The sequence below is a fragment of the Caballeronia sp. LZ034LL genome (genome assembly GCF_031451215.1).
Taxonomy (GTDB): Bacteria; Pseudomonadota; Gammaproteobacteria; order Burkholderiales; family Burkholderiaceae; genus Caballeronia.
Genome location: NZ_JARUXR010000002.1, coordinates 401,357 through 420,980 on the forward strand (window position 1 = coordinate 401,357; position 19,624 = coordinate 420,980).

Here is a 19,624-nt window from a genome sequence, read left to right on the forward strand (position 1 = left end):
TTTTGAGGATCGACATGTCCCTGCTCCTGAATTTGATCCGACAGTCGCGCTGGATCCTGCTGTTGGCGCTGGTCGTCAGCGTCGTCGGCGGCTTCGCGAATGCGGGTCTCGTGGCCATCATCAACCAGGCGCTCGGCGCCACGCCCGAACGGCTGCCCACGCTGGGCTGGCAGTTCCTGCTGCTGGCGCTCGCGGTGCTCGTCACGCGCACGCTCTCGCAGACCGCCTTCGTGCAACTCGGCCAGAACACCAAGGCCGCGTTGCGCATGCGGACCATTCACAGCGTCACCGAGGCTTCGTACCAGAACCTCGAACGGCAGGGCGCATCCAGCGCGCTGACGGTGCTGACGTCGGACCTGGACACCATCGTCGTGTTCTTCCTGAGCCTGCCCTCGCTCGCGATGAACGGCTCCATCGTGATCGGCTGCCTCGCCTATCTCGGCTTTCTGTCGTGGCAGGTGCTGGTGTTCGCGGTGATCACGGTGGTGATCGGCTCGCTCGGTTTTCATCTGGCCAACACGCGCGCGATGTTCCATCTGCGCAGTTCGCGCAATCGCGAGGACGATCTCGTCAAGCATTTCCGCGCGCTCTTCGACGGCGCCAAGGAACTGAAGCTGCATCGCCGCCGCAGGACCGCGTTCGTCGATGACGCCATCGCCGCCAATGTGGAAGCCGTGCGCGTGCAGCGTACGCGTGGCTATGTGCTGTACACGGCGGCGGCCAGCTGGGGCAGCATGATCCTGCTGGCGTTCATCGGCTGCGTGCTGTTCGTGCTGACGCGCTTTCATGCGGTGGACGTGCACGTGCTGTCCGGCTATGCGGTCGTGTTCCTCTACATGATCATGCCGATCGAAGGCCTGCTTTCGTCCATTCCGTCGCTCAGTTCGGCGAAGGTCGCACTGGAACGCATCGACAAGGTGAATCGCGACCTGCCGAAGGAAAACGTCGAGCCATCGGAAGCGGCGACCGCGTTCGAGAGCATTTCGCTCAACAACATCACGCACAGCTATTTCCGCGAGAAAGAGAACGAAGTGTTCAAGCTCGGTCCCGCGAATCTGGCGTTCAAGCCGGGTGAACTGGTGTATCTGATCGGCGGCAACGGCAGCGGCAAGACCACGCTGGCCAAGCTGATCGTGGGCCTGTACGCGCCGGAGACCGGCACGGTGGAACTGAACGGCCGGCCGGTGAACGAGGCGGACCGCGAGCGCTATCGGCAGCATTTCTCGGTGGTGTTCAACGACTTCTTCCTGTTCGACGAACTGCATGGCTTTGCCATCGACGGGCTCGACGCGCAGGCGCAGGAGCTGCTCGAACTGCTGCATCTGGAGCACAAGGTGACGATCCACGACGGCCGGTTCTCGACCACGGATCTCTCGCAGGGTCAGCGCAAGCGTCTTGCGTTGCTGGTGGCGTATCTGGAAGACCGTCCGTTCTATGTGTTCGACGAATGGGCCGCGGATCAGGATCCGGCCTTCAAGGACGTGTTCTACCGGCGGCTGTTGCCCGACCTGAAGGCGCGCGGCAAGACCGTGCTGGTCATCACGCACGACGACCGCTATTTCTCGCTGGCGGACCGCTATATCAAGCTGGATTACGGCCAGATCGCCGCGACAGGCGACGGACGTGAGCTCGCGCAGCATTCGCTCGACGCGGCCGCCTGAGCCCCATATATCCCCGCAGTGCTGCAAAGAACCACGTAACGCGAACATGCCTGTGCTGAGTATTTCGAAGACCGCCCGGATGCTGGCGGCAATGTGTGGCGGCGCCGTGCTGCTGGTGCTGGTGTCGGGATGTCATACGCCGGCGGGACAAGCGTCCGGCGCGGCCTACGACGTGACGATCAAGCGGACCCCGGACGGCGTGCCGCATATCGATGCCGCCGACTGGGGCAGCCTCGGCTATGGCGTCGGCTTCGCGCAGGCGCAGGATGCGCTGTGCACGCTGTCCGATGCCTTCGTCACCTGGCGCGGCGAGCGTTCGGCGAATTTCGGCGCGGAAGGGCATCCGCCGGGGCCATCGACGTTCGGCCAGCCCGCCAATCTCGATGCGGATTTCTTCTTCCGCTCGGTCATCGATCATGACGCGGTGACGCGTTTCCGCGATGCCCAGCCGCCGCGCGAGCGTGCGCTCGTCGCGGGCTATGCGGATGGCTATAACCGCTACATCGACGAGCTTCATGCGGGACGCTTTCCCGGTGCGCATGCAAGCTGTGCCGGGGCGCGTTGGGTCACGCATATCGATACCGACGATCTGTATCGCCGCTTCATCGCCGCGAACCTGGCGGGCGGCACGATGCCGTTCCTGCGCGGCATCGCGCGGGCGCAGCCGCCGGGGGCATCTGCGGCGGCGTCGGCGGAAGGCAAGCTTGCGACGCTCGCCAACGCCAACGGACTCGCGATGGGCGGGCAGGCCGGCATCGGCAGCAATGCGCTGGCCTTCGGTGCGGCCAGCACGAAGGACGGCCGGAGCCTGCTGTTCGGCAATCCGCACTGGTTCTGGCAAGGTCCGGACCGGTTCTATCAGATGCAGCTGCGCATTCCGCAGCAGATGGATGCGGCGGGTGCGGCGTTCCTCGGCGTGCCGATGGTGATGATCGGCTTCAACGAGAACATTGCGTGGACGCATACGGTGTCGAGCGCGCGGCGCTTCGGTATCTTCCAGTTGGCGCTCGTGCCGGGCGCGCCGACGCATTATCGCTACGAAGGCCGCGATGAAGCGATGCGCGCCGTGCCTGTCACCGTGCAGGTGCGCGACCTGAAGACCGGCGCGCTCGCGCCCGTCACGCGCACGCTGTACCGGACGCGCTTCGGGCCGGTGGCGGATCTGTCGTCGCTGTCGCCGGCGCTGGCGTGGAACGGCGAGCATGCGTTCGCACTCGCCGACGTCAACGCCGACAACCCCGGCACCTTCTCCAACTTCCTGCAATGGAACCAGGCCGGCTCGCTCGATGATTTCATTGCGACGCAGAAGCACGCAGCGTCGATGCCTTGGGTCAATACGTTCGCCATCGGGCGCGGTGACGCCGATGTGTGGTTTGCGGATATCGGCGCCGTGCCGGGCGTGACGGATGCGCTTGCCAACGCCTGCACGACGCCTGCGGGCCGCGCGGTGGATGCGCGCCTGCCCGGCGTGCCGTTCCTCGACGGTTCGCGCGCGGCGTGCGACTGGACGGCGCAAAAGCTCTCCGGCGCAGTGCGCACGGGCCGCATGCCGGTGGCATCGATGCCGGAGTTGCGGCGCGCGGACTATGTCGGCAACTTCAACGGCAGCTACTGGCTGACGAATCCGCACGCGCCGCTGACGGGCTACGCGCAGGTACTCGGGCAAACGGGCACGGTGCAATCCCTGCGCACGCGCCTGGGACATGGCATCGCCGCGCAGGCGATGTCTGCACCCGGCGGAGTCGATCGCGCCGCGCTGGAGCGGACGGTGCTGGCGAGTACGTCGATGTCCGCGCAGTTGTTCCTGAAACCCGTGACCGATGCGGTCTGCAAGACGGCCATCGTGCGCGTGACGGCGGACCCGGCGAAGCCGGATCAGGCGCAGGAGGTGGATATTCGTGCTGCCTGCGCGGCGCTGCGGCAATGGGATGGCACGGCAAATGTGAATGCGCGCGGCGCGAACCTGTGGGATGCGTTCTGGCAGCGCGCCGCGTCGATGCCGGCGCTCCAGCATTACACGACGCCCTTCGATGCCGCGCATCCGCTCACTACGCCCGATGGCCTCGACACGTCGAATCCCGCGACGGTGCGGGCGCTCGGCGATGCGCTCGGCGCCGCGGTGCTGGCGTTGCGCGCGAATGGCTTTGCCGTCGATGCGACGCGCGGCGAGATGCATTACATCAGCGACGGAGCCCGGCGCATTCCGCTGTACGGCGGCTGTGATCTGCAAGGCTATTTCACGGTGGCGTGCGCGATGCAGCCCCTCAACAAGACCGGTGAGTCGCTGGACAGCGATGCCCATGGCAACAGCTATATGCAGGTCGTGAGCTTCGGTGCGGAGGGTCCACAGGCGGACACGATGCTGACGACCGGCGTGTCCGAGGATCCGGCGTCGCCGTGGTATCGCGCGACCACGCGCGTCTATGCGCAGAAAACCTGGACCCGCTTCCCGTTCAGCGAGCAGGCGCTGGACGCGATTCCCGATGTGACGAAGACGGTGCTGACGGGGACGCGGACGGCGGTGCGGTGAGATCTGTGGCCGTCACCACGCAACCGTCTTGCCGTTGCGATCGACATAGCGCAGGCCCGGCTTACCCTGCGCTTCGATGAGCACGCTGACCACGTCGGGAATGGTGTCGGCCATCGTGAATGGCGCGTCGGGTCCGCCCAGGTCCGTGCGAATCCAGCCTGGCGCCATCAGGAGCAGTGAGCGTTGGCTGTTCGCTTGCCGGGCGGCATAGCTGCGCATGAACATGTTCAGCGCGGCCTTCGAACCTCGGTAAAGCTCACGCCCGCCTTTTTCATTGCCCGCCACGCTGCCCTGTCCCGAAGACATGACGCCGATCAGGCCGCCTTCGTCGACGAGCGGCTCGAGGGTTTCAACGGCGCGCATGGGACTGAGCGCGTTCGTGACCATGACCCTGATGAATTCTTCCGTCGTGATCTGAGCAATCGTGTCCTCGTGCTGCTCGTTGGCGGTGCCTGCATTCACGAAGAGCGCATTGAAACGTCGCGGAGCCAGCCGATCGCGCAGCGCGGCCAACTGGTCCGGGTCCGTGATGTCGACGGACTCGATGGTCACGTGCTCCGGGTGATCATCCGCGAGGGCGTGCAGTGGCGTTCTGGCATGGCCGCGCACCGTGCCGACGACGTTCCAGCCGCGCTTCACGAATTCCTCCGCCATTGCATGGCCCAGGCCGCGCGAGGCGCCGATCAGCAGGATGGAGGGTCGTGGGGATCTTGCATCGCTCATGAGTGTTTCCGGTGGTGAGGATGTGTCCAGTATCTGCGCCGCTGCCGTCGTGCGCCAGACGCGTGGCGTGCACAATGGTGTTGCACGCCGCGCCACGCCGGCCGTGCCATCCACCGAACGCAGTCATGACCGATATCGACCTGAATCTCCTTCCGGCGCTCGATGCCTTGCTCGACGAATGCAGCGTCACGGCTGCGGCGCGGCGACTCGGCCTGAGCGCTTCCGCCATGAGCCGCACGCTTGCCCGCCTTCGATCGATGACCGGGGATCCCTTGCTGGTGCGCGCAGGCAACGGCCTGGTGCCGACGCCGCGCGCGATGGCGATGCAGGACCGGGTGCGCGATGTCGCCCGCAATGCCCGGACACTGCTCGGCCCGCAGGCCACCGAGGTCGATCCCGCCACGCTTGCGCGGACCTTCGTCGTGCGGGCGAACGAAGGCTTCATCGCACTGCTTGCCGCGGCGCTGGTGACCGCGGTCGCGCGGGAGGCGCCGCGCGTGCGGCTCCGTTTCGTTCCCCGCGTGGTGAAGGACGCGGTGTCGCTGCGCGAAGGGCAGGTCGATCTCGAGATCGGAGTCCTCGGGCAATCCGCACCCGAAATCCGGACCCGGTCGATCTTTCGGGATCGCTTTGTCGGCGTGGCGCGCATGGACCATCCGTTGCTGCGGGATCCCGTCACGCCCGCGGCTTACGCTGCCTGCCAGCATGTCGTTGCTTCGCGCAAGGCCGACTTCGAAGGTCCCATCGACCGGGCGCTGGCCGAACTTGGGCTCAGGCGGACCATCGTGGCCGTCGTGCCCGGCTTTCCCGATGCGTTACGGATCGCCCGCGACGCGGATGTGCTCGCGCAAGTGCCGCGCAGCCTGATGCGCGGACGGCTGCCTGGTGCGGCAGCGCTCGCAGAGGGCCTCGTCGCTTTCGAACTGCCGGTGCTTGCGCCGGAAATCGTGGTCTCCGCCATGTGGCACCCCAGGATGGACCGCGAACCCGCACACAAGTGGCTGCGCGACATCTTCATTGCCGTTTGCCGCGACGCGCTCGACGAGTGATCGCGTGGGCGGTTGCGCCGGATCGTGTCGTTCCCGCTTCCGATATGCAGCCAATGCCATCAGTTTTGTTTATCGGACGATGCCGCAAAAAGGACATCGCTCCGAACCCTGGCGCGATGCCGGCTCGCCGCTGCGCTCCTTGCCATGGGTAAACCCTAGCCTGCTTACGATCCCCGATCTGGCTAACGTCCGCCGTTTGCAAGCAAGATCAAGAGGGAAGCATGCGTCTGGGTTGGTACTCAAGCCTCAAGCCGGTTGAGCGACGAACGTTCTGGGCGTGTTTCGCCGGTTTCGGTCTCGATTCGATGGATTCGAGCATTTTCTCGCTGGTCATCCCCGCGCTCATCGCGACCCTCGGGCTCACGCATCCTCAAGTGGGTTATCTGGCGACGGCGGCGCTGATCGGCACCGCGATCGGCGGCTGGGGCGCGGGCATTCTCGCCGACAAGATCGGACGCGTGCGCATCCTACAATTCACCATCGTCTGGGTGGCCATCACGACCATCGCGGCAGCCTTCGCCAGCACCTTCCCGGTGCTGTTCGGCATCCGCTTTCTGCAAGGCCTGGGTTACGGCGGTGAAGCGGCGGTCGGCGGCGTGCTCATCAGCGAGGTGATCCGGCCCGTGCTGCGCGGCCGGGTCGCGGCTGCCGTGCAGAGCGGCTACGCGCTGGGCTATGCGTTGTCGGTGGCGTTGCTGCCGGTCATCGCGTCGCTGTTTCCCGAGCAGTTCGGCTGGCGCGTGTTCTTCGCGCTCGGCGTGGTGCCCGCCATCCTCGTGTTCTTCATTCGCCGGCTGGTGCCCGAATCGGGCGTCTATGCGGAAGCCAAGGTGGCCCGCGCCAACGGCGTGGCGGCCAGCCCGTTCTGGGAAATTTTCGCGACCCGCCATCTGCGCCGCACGCTGGCCGCCGTCATCATGGCGACCGGCATCTTCGGCGGCGCCTATGTGATGATCACCTGGCTGCCCACGTACCTGCGCACCGCGCTGCATCTGTCGGTCGGATCGAGCGCGGGCTATTTGGCGTGCAATATCCTGGGATCGCTGGTCGGTCCGCTGCTGTACGGGCTGCTCTCGGACCGGCTGGGCCGCCGGCCCGCGTTCATGACCTTCCTCGTCCTGCAGGCCATCAACGTGGCCATCTATCTGCTCGCGCCGATCGGCGCCGGCGTGACTGTCATTCTCAGCTTCTTTCTCGGTGCGTTCCAGGGCGCGCTGGCGTCGGGCATGCTGCCGACCTTCGCCGAACTGTTCCCGACCACCATTCGCGCGAGCGGGCAGGGATTCTGTCTGGGCGGCGGGCGTGGGTTCGGATCGGTCGTGCCGGCCACGGTCGGGCTGCTTGCCGCGAACCTGCCGCTCGGTACTGCAATGGGGACGTGCGCGCTGTGCGCCTATGGCGTCGCGTTCATCGCGGCCGTGTTCCTTCCGGAAACGAGCGGCAGCAACCTGCATGAGGCGGCGAGTGAGCACGCCGCGCCGGTCGAGACGCGTGCAACGGAAGCGCGTCTGGATCGCGAGCAGGTGTGAAGCCGGACGGCGCACCATCCGGCTTCGATCTCACAGGTGGTAGAAGCCGTCGCTGACCGAGTTCTGCAGCGAGCCGTCGACGTACACCGAAACCGGCTCGCCGTCGGGCGACACGAGAATCGCGCCCTTGGGCTGCTGTCCGGGCAGCTTCATGCGGCCGCCGTGAATGTCCTGCATCTGCTGGCTGTCGAGATCGACGGCGACGGGAATGTCGCTGATGGTCAATAGGTTCATGTTGCGCTCCTGGCAAGGTTGAAAGAGAACACATGGGCGGCCGGTCGCTTGCAGGAGCCGATGCATTTGTTATGCCATTCGCGCGGGCCGGGCTCTCCGTGCTTTCCGTGCATGAAGCACGCGGTCGTGTGGGACGGCAACCACCATTCGCCGTCTTCCGGTCAGTCGTGTCCCAACAGTGCGGCGTTGTCAGTCGAGCGGGATGGCGAGGTGTTCGAGCACCGCGTCGAGGCTCCCGATGGAACCGGCGCGCGGCGGGGCGCCACGGTCGAGATGCAGCGCCGCGAGCCCGCTGCGGGTCGCGCCGAGATAGTCGTCCGCATAAGTGTCGCCGATCATCAACGCCTCGTCCGGGCGCACGTCGAGCGTGCGGCAGACGAAGTCGAACAGGCGCGGGTCGGGCTTGACATGGCCGACTTCGAACGACCATGCATGCGCATCGAGGGGGAAGGGCAACAATGCCTGCAACGGCGCCGCATAAGGAAGCGCCAGGTTCGACGCGACGGCCAGCGCATAGCCCTGCGCGCGCAAGGCCCGCAGCACGCGCGGCACTTCGGGATAGAGACGGATGCTCGCGAGTTCCGCCTGGAGGTCGTGCTCCAGCGCATCGATACCGTCGAGCCCGACATTCAGTGCTGTCGCTGCATCACGCAGCGACAGCGGAACGCTCATCAGCTGCGCGCGTGCTTCGAGCCGGTCCGGTTGCGGCTGCGCGAGCCGCACGAGCCGCGCATAAGGCCGTCGCGGGTCGCCGATCTCGCACAGCGTGCCGAAGGCATCGAAGACCACGGCCTTGATGGTCATGGCCGCGTTACTCCTGCGTCGCCTGGGCCTCGCGGCGGCGGCGCTTGCGTTCACGCTTGTCTTCGTACATGGCGGTATCGGCGAGCGCGATAGCCTGATCCGCGCTCACGAAACGCACGGCGACCACGCCGACACTCAACCCGGCGTGTTCGCCGTATGCACTCGTGCCGTTGCCCGCTTCCATGATGCGCGCGCGGATTTCTTCGGCGATGCGATGCGCTTCGTCCGCATCGAGAGCGCCCGGACCGACGAAGGCGAACTCGTCGCCGCCGATGCGCGCGAGCATGTCCGTGTCGCGCGTGACGCCGGACACCAGACCGGCGCAGTGCTTCAGATGGCTGTCGCCGGCGCCATGGCCGAACTCGTCGTTGATCTTCTTGAAGTCATCGAGATCGATCATGCCGACGAGCACATACGATCCATCGCGGGCCGCGCGCGCGAGCAGCCGCCCGAGCTCGTCCTGCATGGCGCGGCGATTGGGCAGTCCGGTGAGCGCGTCCGTCAGCGCGAAGCGGGTCAGGTATTCGTTGGAACGGCGCAGTTCGCCCATCAGGCGTTCGCGTTCCACGTGCTGGGCGATGATCTTCGAGAACAGGTTGAGCGCACTGCGCGCGCGCGGACCGATGGCCTTGCTGCGGCGGCTCGCGGCGCACAGCGTGCCGATGACCGCGCCATTGCTGCCGCAGACCGGCGCGCTGGCATAGGTCTCGATGCCGAGTGCCTTCGCTGCCTGGGAATCGCCCCAGATCTCGCTCACATTGGACGTGAAGCGGCGCCCTTCGTCGATGCAGCGCCGGCACAGCGTGTCCGACCACGGCACTTCGAGGCCTTCGCTGATGTCGAGATCGCCGGAGTTGCGTGCGAAATCGACGGTCTGGATGCCGGCGGCCTCATCGATGGACGTCAGGTAGACAGACTCCAGACCGGTGACGATCTCGAGCATTTCGAGGAGTGGCCGGGTGAGTTGTTCGAGACTTTCTGCCGAGGCCACCGTTTCCGACAGCCGCTCAAGCATCAATTCCATGGATCCTGTCCGGGGAGTCTGGGGAAGCAGGATTGTAAACGGGAAAGAATGGAGCTTGCAGGGCGGGGGGATTTGCGCTGCTTGGGAGAGCGTCAATCGATCATGCCGAGCGCGGCTGCGGCGAGTCTTCCCACGTCGAGCGTGCTGCCCGCGTGGCCGCCGTCTTCAAGTATCCAGGCGGTCGACAGACCGGTCCATGCGAGCACCCATTGCAGCAGACGTCGTCGTTCGAGATTCGCCGCATCGGCGACTTGATCGATGCGCCGCGCAAAGACGCCCGGCGTCAGCGCGCTCTCAGCGTCGGGATTGCAGAAGAGATTGGCGTAATCGAATGCGCGTTCGCCGTAGAGTCCTTTCGGATCGATCGCGAGCCAGCCAAGCGGCCCGAAGTCGAGCACGTTGCCGTGGTGAATATCGCCGTGCAGTACCGTGATATCGCGTGGTGCGCTCAGTAGTTCGTCGGCGGTACGCGCACAGTGCTCGAACAGGCGGCCGTGAGTGCTGGCTCCGGATAGCAGGGCATTGAACCATTGCTTCAATGGCACCAACGCAGGAAGCGGCTCTGAACGAGGCGCATGCAGGCGTGAAGCGGCGGCACACAAGATGCGGGTCGCCTCATCATCGCGGCCTTCTTTCACCATCTCGGTCAGCGAGGTTGAGCCTTGCGCACGCACCATCAGCAACGCTTCGCTGTCGTGAGCCAGCACGGGCGCTGCGCCGTCGCCGCGCCACCACGCCATGACTGCGCTCCCTGCCTGTTCTTCGGGCTCGGAAGAGATCTTGAGGATGGCAGGTACATCACGGTGGCGTACCGGAACAAGCCAGGCATTCCGGGAAGAGAAGGGTTCGCCGTCTATCGTGAGCTCCCATCGTTTCAGGTATGGCTCGAACATTCTGGAGTGTCTTTCAAATTGTGCCAAAAGTGGATTGTTGGGATGTAAGTGCGAGATTTCACTTTACACCCCTCCCATTCTGCACTTCATTCACAGGCAGATTGAAAAGTTATGTCAGCGCCTTGTAATTTGCAAATCGTGAACTAACGTTTCCGATAGGATGCCGATTCAACCCGGTAGGCCGCCTTCTTCCTCAACCGATTCGAACGGCTCAAGCGGACGGGTCGATGTGTGCCCATCGCCCCGTCATGTCCTGTGGGACCGAGCCTGACGACGGAGGTTGAAATGCGAGCAAAACCCACTCTGCTGTGTGCGTGCGTATTGATGGCGTTTTCAAGCGAAGTGCTGGCGGAAAGCGTCAGCATCTCCAGCAACAACTCCACGCTGAAGGTCACGCGCGATGATCCCATCTATAACCTCGCGCTACCCAGTGATCCCGTGCAGTTGTTGAGGACCCTCGAATGGACCGTCGATGGACGGCGCATCCTGGTCTATCCCTCGGGTCCGTCGAGTTTCCTCGATCTCGGCCACATGCATTCCAATGCGCACGTCGGTGCGAATCAGATCCACGTGCAGGGTCTGATGCTCGGCTATGTGACGGGCGCCAATGCAGCCACGGTCGTGGGCGGCGTGGTCTATACCGTCGAGGGCGACACATCCGGGTCGCTCAGTTCGCGCATCACCGAAAAGGTCGATATCCTGAACAAGACCTCATCGCCCATCACGCTCTCGATGACCGGCCTCGGCTTCAAGCCGACCCAGGCGAGCCTCGAAGTGCCGAACTACGCCGGACTCGATGTCACCGGCACGACCGTCGCGGTCATCACGAATGGCCCGATCACCGAGACGCCGCCGCCGTTCGGCCAGGTGACGGTGCTGCCGGTCGTGTCGTTCACCGGCTTCAATCCGTTGTTCAACAAGGACGTCTCTGTGCCGCCCGGATCGACCTTGTCGATGATCACGGAGCTCAAGGTGTCGCGCGCAAGCAAGCTCCAGGAACTGCTGCGCGACACGTTGCCCGACCGCTTCAAGAACTCGCCATTCCTGAATAGTCCGTTCATCCGCCTGCCTTGAACTGCTCCATAACCCAGACGCGCGCAACGCAATCGTTTGCCGAATCATGCATGGGCGGCGCACTTCACAAAACGCACGAGTGTGCCGCTTCTTCCTTTGAGGATAGCTTTCGGCCCAGCAAGGAACGCGCCAGGGTGGGCGCGGCGGTGCTCGCCTGAGCGTTGAACGAGCCCGCGCGGCAGGGGCGTTCGCGCTACGCGAAGCGCCTCGCCGAGAACCGTTCCAGCAGCGCGGGGCGTTCCCCTGCGATCAGTTGCGCCACGAGCTGACCCGTCGCGCCGCCCAGCGTGATGCCGAGATGCTGGTGGCCGAACGCATAGATCACGCGCGGGTCCGCCGATGACGGCCCGATCACCGGCAGGTAATCCGGCAGCGTCGGCCGCACCCCGACCCAGCTGCTGCGCACCGGCGCCTGCAGTTGAATGTTGCGCCGGATGTTGCGTTCGATGAAGTCGGTGCGTTTCGTGTTCAGCGGCATCGACAGTCCGCTGAGTTCGATCGTGCCCGCCGCGCGCAGGCGTCCATCGCGCAACGGCGTCATGTAGAAGCTCGATTCGGCGATGCAGGTCGGCCGGGTGAACAGCGGCTTGTCGAGCTGGAATTCGACGTGATAGCCGCGTTCCGCCCCGAGCCGGATGCGGTCGCCCATCTGCGCCGCGAGTTGCGCCGACCACGGCCCGCCCGCGAGCACCACGCGGTCCGCGAGGATGCCGCGCCCGTCCGCCGTACCGATCTCGATGCCGCGCGCGCTTGCGTTGAGCGTCGTGATCTCCATGCGGGCGCACCGTCTTTCTTCGATCAACGGCTGCGCCAGCGCCTGCACGAAGCCTTGCGGATCGAGCAGATGACGCGCGGACGGAAACAGGATCGCGCCCAGCGCTCGGCCGTGCAGCGCCGGTTCGAGGCGCGTCAGTTCGTCGTGACCGAGCACCTCCTGCTGCACGCCGAGGCTGCGGCGCAACGCGATATCGGCGGTGGCGCGGCGCATGCCCCGCTCGGTCCTATAAGCGTAAAGACAGCCCTCGTGACGGATGAACGCGCGCGCCTCGGGGCTGGCGTCGAGCAGCGGCGCATAGCCTTCGGACGTGTGCTGGAGGATCGCGGCGAGCGCCTCTGTATTCGCGACATAGGCGCGCCGGTTGCATTGCGCGAGGAAGCCCGCGAGCCATCCGGCGAACTGGCCGATGCGCGACCAGCGGATCGACAGCGGCGACTCCACGCCGAACAGCAGGCCCGGCATGTCGCGCCAGATGCGCGGCTGCGGCACGGGCGTGCACGCATAATCCGCGATGGTCGCCGCATTGCCGAACGAGGCCGCGCCCGCGATCTCGCCGCGATCGACCAGCATTACGTCGTGTCCCTGACGACGCAGCCACAACGCGCACGACACGCCCACCACGCCCGCGCCGATCACCACAACCTCACGCCTTTCCATGCTTGACCCTTTGGCCTTGACCCTTGGCGATTACCAGAAGCTACGGGTGAGACTGAAGGGCGAGTTGCGCCCGTCCGTCTGACCCGTGACCATCGACGTGACGAGTTCCGCCGAACCGCACGCAAGCGTCCAGCCCAGCGCGCCATGGCCGGTATTGACGAACAACTGCGGTACGCGCGTGGCGGAGACGAGCGGCAGGCCATCGGCGGCCATCGGTCGAAGCCCGCACCACGGCCGCACGTTGTCGGGCAGCGTCATGCGCGGAAACAGCCGGCTCAGCGCGCGCCTGAGATTGTCGACCCGCGCCGGGCGCAAGGTCTTGTCGAAGCCGTCGAACTCGACCGTGCCCGCGACCCGCAGCGTGTCGCCGAGCGGCGTCACGCCGATATGCTCGAAGTCATCGACGATGGGCCGTGCCGGCATGAAGTCGAGATCGCTGGCGGCGAGCGTCAGCGAATAGCCCTTGACGGGCGCCATCGGCAAGCGCACGCCGAGCGGCGCGGCCAAAGCAGGCGAGAGCGCCCCCGCGCAGATCACGACGCTGTCCGCGCTCAGCGTCTCGTCATGCAGGCGCACGCCGCGCACCGCGCCGGCCTTTGCATCGATGCCCCGCACGTCCGTGTTCCAGCGGAAGACCACGCCCTGGCGTTGCGCTGCGGCGGCCGCCGCGACGCTGAACGCGCGCGCGTCGCCCCAGGCGTCGCTTTCGAGCAGCAAGCCGGTGCCGATGCTGTCGGCGATGGGCGCCAGCGTGGGTTCGAGCGCGGCGGTCTGCGCGCCGTCGAGCCGCGTGACCTTCGCGCCCATGCGTTCGAGCATGCGCGCGAAGTTTTCGGCGTGACGTTCGGCGTCCTTGCCGCGAATGAGTTCGAGCAAACCGCCGTGCCGGATCTTCGCCTCGATGCGCTGCTCGCCGAGCAGACGCTCCATGATGGCGAGGCTGTGCTGCCCGAAGGCGGTCAGCGCGGCGGCGGTCCGTTGATACTTGCTGGCGCGGCAGTTCGCGAGAAAGCGCAGGCCCCACATGCCGAGTCCCGGAATGGCGCGCGGACGCAGCAGCAGCGGCGCATCCTCGCGGCCGAGCCATTTGAGCAGTTGCAGCGGCGTGCCGGGCGACGACCACGGCAACGCGCTGTTGGCGGCGAGCAGGCCGCCGTTGGCGAAACTGGTTTCGAGGCCGGCCTCGGGACGGCCGTCGATGACCGTGACGCGGCGGCCCGCGCCCGCGAGCGCGAGCGCGGTCGTCGTCCCGATGATGCCCGCACCGATGACGATGACATGCTTCATCAGGCGGCCTTGCTCACATCCGCGTGGGCAAGGATTTCGATCTTGCCGCCCGGCACCATCAGGTCGGCGATGATCGTCGCGCGATTCGGATACGGCTTCGTGAAGAAGCGGCGATACACCTCGTTCATACCTTCGAAATAGCTCTTGTCCGTGAGGAAGACCTGGACTTGCGTCACGTCGTCCATCGTGGCGCCCGCCGATTCGACGATCTGCTTCAGGTTGTTGAACGTGAGCTCGGCTTGCTTGACGATGTCGCCGTCCTCGATCGAACCGTCCGCGCGTACGGGAATGCTCGCCGTGTAGAGCGTGCCGTTCGAGACGGTTGCCCATTCCACCGGTGCGGTTCCATCCGGCAAGCCGGTTGCGATGACCTTGCGCATACTGGTACTCCTGAAAATGAGCGTGAAGCTCGGGTTGGAAAGCGTGGCTGTCAGCCGTGCGACGGATGACGCCGCTCGATGTGCCGCATCAGCTGCGAGAGCGGATAGCACAGCACGAAGTAGAACGCCCCCACGGTGACGTAGATTTCGAACGGCATGAAGTATTGCGAGCTGAGATCCTGGGCACGCAGCATGAGATCGGGCGCGGCGATCAGCGACGCGACCGAGGTGTCCTTGAGCAGCGAGATCGCGACGTTGCCGGAGGGCGCGAGCACGAGGCGAATGGCTTGCGGCAGCACGACCCAGCGCATCGCCGCACCGCCGGTCATGCCGATGCTGTACGCCGCCTCGCTCTGGCCGCGCGGCACGGCCGCGATGCCCGCGCGGAAGATCTCCGCGAAGTAGGCGGCGGCGTTCATGCCGAGACCGATCACGGCGGCCTGATACGAATCGAAACGAATGCCGATCGCGACGAAGCCGAAGTACACGAGAAACAGCTGCACCAGCGCGGGCGTGCCGCGAAACACTTCGATGTAGATGCGCGCGATGCGTCCGGCCAGGCCGCTGCTGCCGATGCGTACGATGGCCAGCACGAGTCCCAGCACGATGCCGATGACGATGGCCCCGCACGCCAGCCGCAAGGTGGCCCACGCGGCCTGGAACAGTTCGTCGTGCATCGAGGCCCACAATTCCGCGTAGCTCATGACAGCGCCGTCCTCGTTTTGCCGAAGCCGCGTTCGGTGGCCGTCGAGAGGCGCGACAGCGCGAGACTCAGCAGCAGATAAATGACCGCGACGATGAAATAGATGAGGTTGGTCTGGTAGGTCTCGCTGACCAGCATCTTCGCGCGGAAGACCAGCTCGGGCACCGCGACGGCGGAGGCGAGCGACGTGTCCTTCAGCAAGCCGATGGCGAAGTTGGCGAGCGCCGGCAGCGCGAGCCGCATCGCCTGCGGCAGCACGACCGTGGCGAGCGCCATCGGCCAGGTCATGCCGATCGCCATCGCGGCTTCGCGCTGGCCGCGATCGACGCCGTTGATGGACGAGCGGAACACTTCGGACAACAGGGCCGCGCCGTTCAGTCCGAAGCCGAGAGTCGCCGCGACGAACGCGGGCAGCGACACGCCGATGCGCTCCAGCCCGAAGTACAGCACGAACAGTTGCGTCAGCAGCGGCACGTTGCGGAACAGTTCGAGATAGACGTTGGCGATGCCCTTCAGCCACACACTGCGCGACAGGCGCATCAAGGCCAGCACGAAGCCCAGCAGGAACGCCACGCAGAATGCACTGGCGGCGAGCGCCACTGTGGTGACGGCGGAGACGCACAGCACGCGCGCGAAGTACGGCAGGAAGTGCAGGCTGTTCGCCCATGCGGTGAGCAGCGTCATGTCAGTGCTCCAGCACGGCGCGCAGGAACGCGCGCGTGCGTTCGGCCTGCGCCTCGTGGAAGATCTGGCGCGGCGGCCCTTCCTCGACGATCTTGCCGTCCGCCATGAACACCACCTTGTCGGAGACGCTTTCCGCAAAGCGCATCTCGTGCGTGACGATGATCATCGTCATGCCTTCTTCCGCGAGCTTGCGCATCACGCCGAGCACTTCGCCGACGAGTTCCGGATCCAGCGCGGAGGTGGCTTCGTCGAACAGCATGAGACGCGGCTTCATCGCGAGCGCGCGGGCAATCGCGACACGCTGCTGCTGGCCGCCCGAGAGCTGGTCCGGGAACGCATCGCGCTTGGCGTCCATGCCGACTTTCGTCAGCATCGCGCGGGCTTCGTCGATCAGGTCGCGGCCGTTGCGCTTCTGCACCTTGCGCGGACCGAGCAGCACGTTGTCGAGCACGCTGAGATGCGGGAACAGGTTGAAGCGCTGGAACACCATGCCGATGTTGGCGCGCATCGCGGCGAGATCGCGGCCGGACATCGGCAGCCAGCGCGTGCCCTGCTGCCGTTCGCCGATCGCTTCGCCGTCGATCAGCACATGGCCCGCGCTCGGCGTCTCCAGGAAGTTCACGCAGCGCAGCAGCGTGGTCTTGCCCGAGCCGCTCGGGCCGATCAGGGACACCTTCTGCCCGGGCATCACATCGAGGTCGATGCCCTTCAGCACGTGATGCGCGCCGAAGGACTTGTGCAAGCCGTCGATGCGCACCAGTGGCCGGGTGTCGACGGACGGAGGGTCGATGAGCGTGGCTGCCATGTCGCGGTGTCCCATGAGCGCGCCTTACGCGAAGGCCTGGCTGAAATCGCGCGGCTCGTGCGCGAACGGTCCGATGAGCGCGCCCTTCGCGTCGCGGTCCACGCCGATGCGCGGATCGGTGGGCATCGGCTGGAGATAGTCCGGATTGTCGATGCCGTACTTCGCGAGGATCGGCTTGATCTGGTTGGTGCGCCACAGCCAGCGCACGCCTTCGTTGATGCCGTCGAACAGGTCCTTCTTGTCCGGGCTCACGCCCCAGATCGACGCGAACTTGCCGGTGAGACTCGGATAGGCCGTGTCGAACGCGATGGGAATCTGCTTGAGCCCCCACGACGGATTCTGCTGGATCATGTAGTCGACGGTCGGGGCGTCCAGCACCGCGAAGTCGAGGCGGCCGGCGGTCACGTCGCGCAGGCACGAATCGATGCCGTCATACAGCTTGACCTCGACCACGCCCGGCACCTTCTTCATGTCCGGCACCACCGAATAACCCGTGGCCGTGCCGATGGTGTGACCGCTCAGGTCCGCCACCGTGAGCGACGTCTTGGCCGTCTGGTTCTTGCGCATGATGACGTAGGCGCCGGTGTAGAAGACGGGATCGGTGAGCAGCAGCAGCTTCGCGCGGATCGGCGTCCAGGCGAAGTTGCCGCCGAACCAGTCCACGCGCCCCGACTTCACCGCCTCGATCACGGCGGAGAAGCTCATGTTCTGCACGTCGATCTTCAGTTGCAGGCGCTCGGCGATCAGCGCCAGCATGTCGAAGTCGGTGCCGACCAGCTTGCCGTCGCGAACCGATGCGATCGGCATGTCGCCGAGACACGCGGCCGTCAGATAGCCCGGACGCACCGTCTTGATCGCGCTGCCCACGGGCGCCGCCGCGAAGGCGTTGCCGCCCAGCGTGCTGGCGCCGAGGCCCGCCACGACCCCATAGCCCGCCGTCTTGAGGAAGCCTCGCCGTGAAGCACTGACGGTTTCGATGGCGCGCAGGATTGGATCGTCGAACATGGTGGTCAGCCCTTCCTTGTGTGAGTGAACGGGTAGCGGCGGCTTGTTTTTGCATTTATGCAAAACCGTGCAAACGATCGTAGGAAGCTAAAATCGCGCGGTCAAGCAATAATTTTGCAAATACGCAAATTAGCGCAAAGTGGGCGCGCCTGTGTCACCATGTCGGGATGGCGTTTCCCCCGTCATGCATCGAACAGATCAGAAGAGACACCATGAAGACAGAGAACCGGGCACGCAAAACGCCCGTGCGCAAGACCGCGGCGAAGGCGGTCGCCACCCGCAGGCAGGAGACGCCCGCGCCGGCCGAGGAAGCCAGTCCGGGCGAGACCATTGCGCAGCATCGTCACGCGCGCGGCATGACGCTCGCGAAGTTGTCGGAGTTGTCGTCGGTGGCCATATCCACCATCTCGCGCGTCGAGAACGGCCGCATTTCTCCTACGTATGCGGTGCTGTCGCGGCTCGCGAAGGCGCTCGACATCCGCTGGCCCGACATGGTCGGCGGCAACGACAAGTCCTTCGCGCAGGGGTGCCGCGCGGTCAGCCGTGCCGGGCACGGAATCAAGCACCCCACGTCCACCGGCGTGTTCGAGTGGCTCGGTACGGAGCTGGTGACGAAGTCGATGGAACCGACGCTGATCGAGGCCAGCGCCGACACGGGCAAGCACACGTTGTCCGCGCACGACGGCCAGGAGTTCATCTACGTCACCGAGGGCACGCTGCTGTTCCTGATGCGCGACTACGCGCCGCTCACGCTGGAGAAGGGCGACAGCATCTATTTCGACGCCGGCACGCCGCACGCCTGCTATGGCGTGAAGCTGCCGACGCGTTATCTGTCGATCGTCGCAAGGCCCTGAGCACGCGTGTCCGAAGGCCTGACGCCGAACAGCCTGCGATAGTCGAGCGCGAACTGGCTCAGGTGCCAGAAGCCCCATGAGGCGGCGATATCCTGCACGCTCTGTGCACGCTGCCCGGCGTGACGCAGATCGCGCCGCGCGCCGTTGAGGCGCAGGGCGCGCAGATACACGTTCGGCGCCATGCCGAACGCTTCCTGGAAGCAGTACTGAAGCGTGCGCCGGCTGACGTGCAGGTGCGCGCACAGCTCGGGCACGTTCACCGCGCGGTCGCGGTGCGCGAGCACATGACGGCGCGCCGCTGCCGCGATCTCGCCGCGCCGCGAGGGTGCGGGCAAGGGCGCGTCCGCGCCGCAGCCGAGCGCGCCGCTTTCGAAAATCCACGCGAGCGCCACGGAGTTCATTGAAGCGCCGCCGCGCAGCATCGACAGCAGCGCCGCCGCAAGTTGCGCGCGCTTTGCAGGGCTGATGATGACGATCTCGCCGCGCGGCAACGCGTCTTCGAGTGCGAGATGTTCCACCGTCTGCGCGTAGTCCCTCAGCGCGGCGTGCTTCATGACCACGCCGAGTATCTCGTAGCCGGGCGGCGTCGCCAGTTCGAACTCGACGCCGCCGGGCCGGAAGGCAAGGGCATCGTCGGCAAGCGTGCGGGCATGAATACGGCCCGTTGCGCCGCGCGTGAGCGGAATGCCGAACCAGCATGAATCGGCGGGCACTTCGCAGGTCTGGCGCAGACACTGGCTCGTGGTTTCGCGAAACAGATGCATGCCGTCGACGTGCGTTTCCTCGAGCATGCCGACGAAGCGGCCCGCGCTCAACTGATCGTAGAGCTGCCGCCAGCCGTGCAGGTTGCCCGCCTGTTCGTCCGCGTCGTGCGAGACGACATGACGCACGCCGGCAGGGCTCGATGACTTCGATGCTGTCGCTACGCTGTTCATGCATCGACTATAGAT

The 19,624-nt window shown here is 65.7% G+C and carries 19 protein-coding genes; 6 read left to right on the forward strand and 13 right to left on the reverse strand.

The annotated features are described in order from the left end of the window. The first annotated feature begins 14 nt into the window (after positions 1–14). Both QCE83_RS16155 and QCE83_RS16160 read left to right on the forward strand, forming a co-directional pair. Complete coding sequence (locus QCE83_RS16155) at positions 15–1,661, forward strand: cyclic peptide export ABC transporter (protein WP_309812692.1); 1,647 nt, start codon at positions 15–17, stop codon at positions 1,659–1,661. Between the two features lie 46 nt (positions 1,662–1,707). Next, positions 1,708–4,191: a penicillin acylase family protein gene (locus tag QCE83_RS16160; RefSeq protein WP_309812694.1), complete on the forward strand. Its 2,484-nt coding sequence runs from the start codon at positions 1,708–1,710 to the stop codon at positions 4,189–4,191. A gap of 12 nt (positions 4,192–4,203) precedes the next feature. Here the strand turns inward: QCE83_RS16160 and QCE83_RS16165 are convergent, their stop codons facing one another. Continuing rightward, positions 4,204–4,914, reverse strand: coding sequence for an SDR family oxidoreductase (locus tag QCE83_RS16165; protein ID WP_309815390.1), 711 nt, complete (start codon positions 4,912–4,914; stop codon positions 4,204–4,206). Positions 4,915–5,039: 125 nt separating this feature from the next. On the opposite strand from QCE83_RS16165, the gene QCE83_RS16170 reads away from it, so the two are divergent. Both QCE83_RS16170 and QCE83_RS16175 read left to right on the forward strand, forming a co-directional pair. After that, positions 5,040–5,963, forward strand: a complete 924-nt coding sequence (locus QCE83_RS16170; RefSeq protein WP_309812696.1) for a LysR family transcriptional regulator — start codon at positions 5,040–5,042, stop codon at positions 5,961–5,963. 221 nt (positions 5,964–6,184) lie between these two features. Beyond that, the gene (locus QCE83_RS16175) at positions 6,185–7,492 is read left to right on the forward strand and encodes an MFS transporter (RefSeq protein WP_309812698.1); all 1,308 of its coding nucleotides are present in this window, start codon (positions 6,185–6,187) and stop codon (positions 7,490–7,492) included. Positions 7,493–7,522: 30 nt separating this feature from the next. On the opposite strand, the gene QCE83_RS16180 is transcribed toward QCE83_RS16175, so the two are convergent. The 4 genes from QCE83_RS16180 to QCE83_RS16195 form a co-directional block, all read right to left on the reverse strand. Continuing rightward, entirely contained in the window at positions 7,523–7,726 is a 204-nt protein-coding gene (locus QCE83_RS16180) for a hypothetical protein (protein ID WP_309812700.1), read from the reverse strand. 189 nt (positions 7,727–7,915) lie between these two features. Continuing rightward, positions 7,916–8,530, reverse strand: coding sequence for an HAD family hydrolase (locus tag QCE83_RS16185; RefSeq protein WP_309812701.1), 615 nt, complete (start codon positions 8,528–8,530; stop codon positions 7,916–7,918). Positions 8,531–8,537: 7 nt separating this feature from the next. Beyond that, positions 8,538–9,554, reverse strand: coding sequence for a sensor domain-containing diguanylate cyclase (locus tag QCE83_RS16190; protein WP_309812702.1), 1,017 nt, complete (start codon positions 9,552–9,554; stop codon positions 8,538–8,540). A 92-nt stretch (positions 9,555–9,646) separates the two neighbouring features. Beyond that, positions 9,647–10,447: an aminoglycoside phosphotransferase family protein gene (locus QCE83_RS16195; RefSeq protein WP_309812704.1), complete on the reverse strand. Its 801-nt coding sequence runs from the start codon at positions 10,445–10,447 to the stop codon at positions 9,647–9,649. Between the two features lie 285 nt (positions 10,448–10,732). Here QCE83_RS16195 and QCE83_RS16200 point away from each other — a divergent pair, with 285 nt between their 5' ends. Then, positions 10,733–11,521: a hypothetical protein gene (locus QCE83_RS16200; protein WP_309812706.1), complete on the forward strand. Its 789-nt coding sequence runs from the start codon at positions 10,733–10,735 to the stop codon at positions 11,519–11,521. A gap of 193 nt (positions 11,522–11,714) precedes the next feature. Here the strand turns inward: QCE83_RS16200 and QCE83_RS16205 are convergent, their stop codons facing one another. The 7 genes from QCE83_RS16205 to QCE83_RS16235 are packed head-to-tail and all read right to left on the reverse strand — an operon-like array spanning position 11,715 to position 17,820. Then, on the reverse strand, positions 11,715–12,956 hold the full coding sequence (locus QCE83_RS16205; RefSeq protein ID WP_309812709.1) for an FAD-binding oxidoreductase: 1,242 nt from the start codon (positions 12,954–12,956) through the stop codon (positions 11,715–11,717). A gap of 30 nt (positions 12,957–12,986) precedes the next feature. After that, complete coding sequence (locus QCE83_RS16210) at positions 12,987–14,243, reverse strand: FAD-dependent oxidoreductase (protein ID WP_309812711.1); 1,257 nt, start codon at positions 14,241–14,243, stop codon at positions 12,987–12,989. Next, positions 14,243–14,623 (reverse strand): RidA family protein, encoded by a 381-nt coding sequence (locus QCE83_RS16215; protein WP_309791056.1) that lies wholly within the window; start codon positions 14,621–14,623, stop codon positions 14,243–14,245. Before QCE83_RS16215 ends, QCE83_RS16210 begins: the two co-directional genes overlap by 1 nt. 50 nt (positions 14,624–14,673) lie before the next feature. Beyond that, positions 14,674–15,327, reverse strand: coding sequence for an amino acid ABC transporter permease (locus tag QCE83_RS16220; RefSeq protein WP_309812713.1), 654 nt, complete (start codon positions 15,325–15,327; stop codon positions 14,674–14,676). Continuing rightward, entirely contained in the window at positions 15,324–16,010 is a 687-nt protein-coding gene (locus QCE83_RS16225; protein WP_309812716.1) for an amino acid ABC transporter permease, read from the reverse strand. Before QCE83_RS16225 ends, QCE83_RS16220 begins: the two co-directional genes overlap by 4 nt. Position 16,011: 1 nt before the next feature. Next, positions 16,012–16,830, reverse strand: a complete 819-nt coding sequence (locus tag QCE83_RS16230) for an amino acid ABC transporter ATP-binding protein (RefSeq protein ID WP_309812718.1) — start codon at positions 16,828–16,830, stop codon at positions 16,012–16,014. 9 nt (positions 16,831–16,839) lie between these two features. Then, positions 16,840–17,820 carry a transporter substrate-binding domain-containing protein gene (locus QCE83_RS16235; protein ID WP_309812721.1) on the reverse strand — a complete coding sequence of 327 codons (981 nt, stop codon included), beginning with the start codon at positions 17,818–17,820 and terminating at the stop codon, positions 16,840–16,842. Between the two features lie 212 nt (positions 17,821–18,032). Here QCE83_RS16235 and QCE83_RS16240 point away from each other — a divergent pair, with 212 nt between their 5' ends. After that, positions 18,033–18,674 (forward strand): XRE family transcriptional regulator, encoded by a 642-nt coding sequence (locus QCE83_RS16240; RefSeq protein ID WP_309812723.1) that lies wholly within the window; start codon positions 18,033–18,035, stop codon positions 18,672–18,674. On the opposite strand, the gene QCE83_RS16245 is transcribed toward QCE83_RS16240, so the two are convergent. After that, positions 18,647–19,609, reverse strand: a complete 963-nt coding sequence (locus QCE83_RS16245; RefSeq protein ID WP_309812726.1) for a helix-turn-helix domain-containing protein — start codon at positions 19,607–19,609, stop codon at positions 18,647–18,649. The genes QCE83_RS16240 and QCE83_RS16245 overlap by 28 nt on opposite strands. Positions 19,610–19,624: the final 15 nt, after the last annotated feature.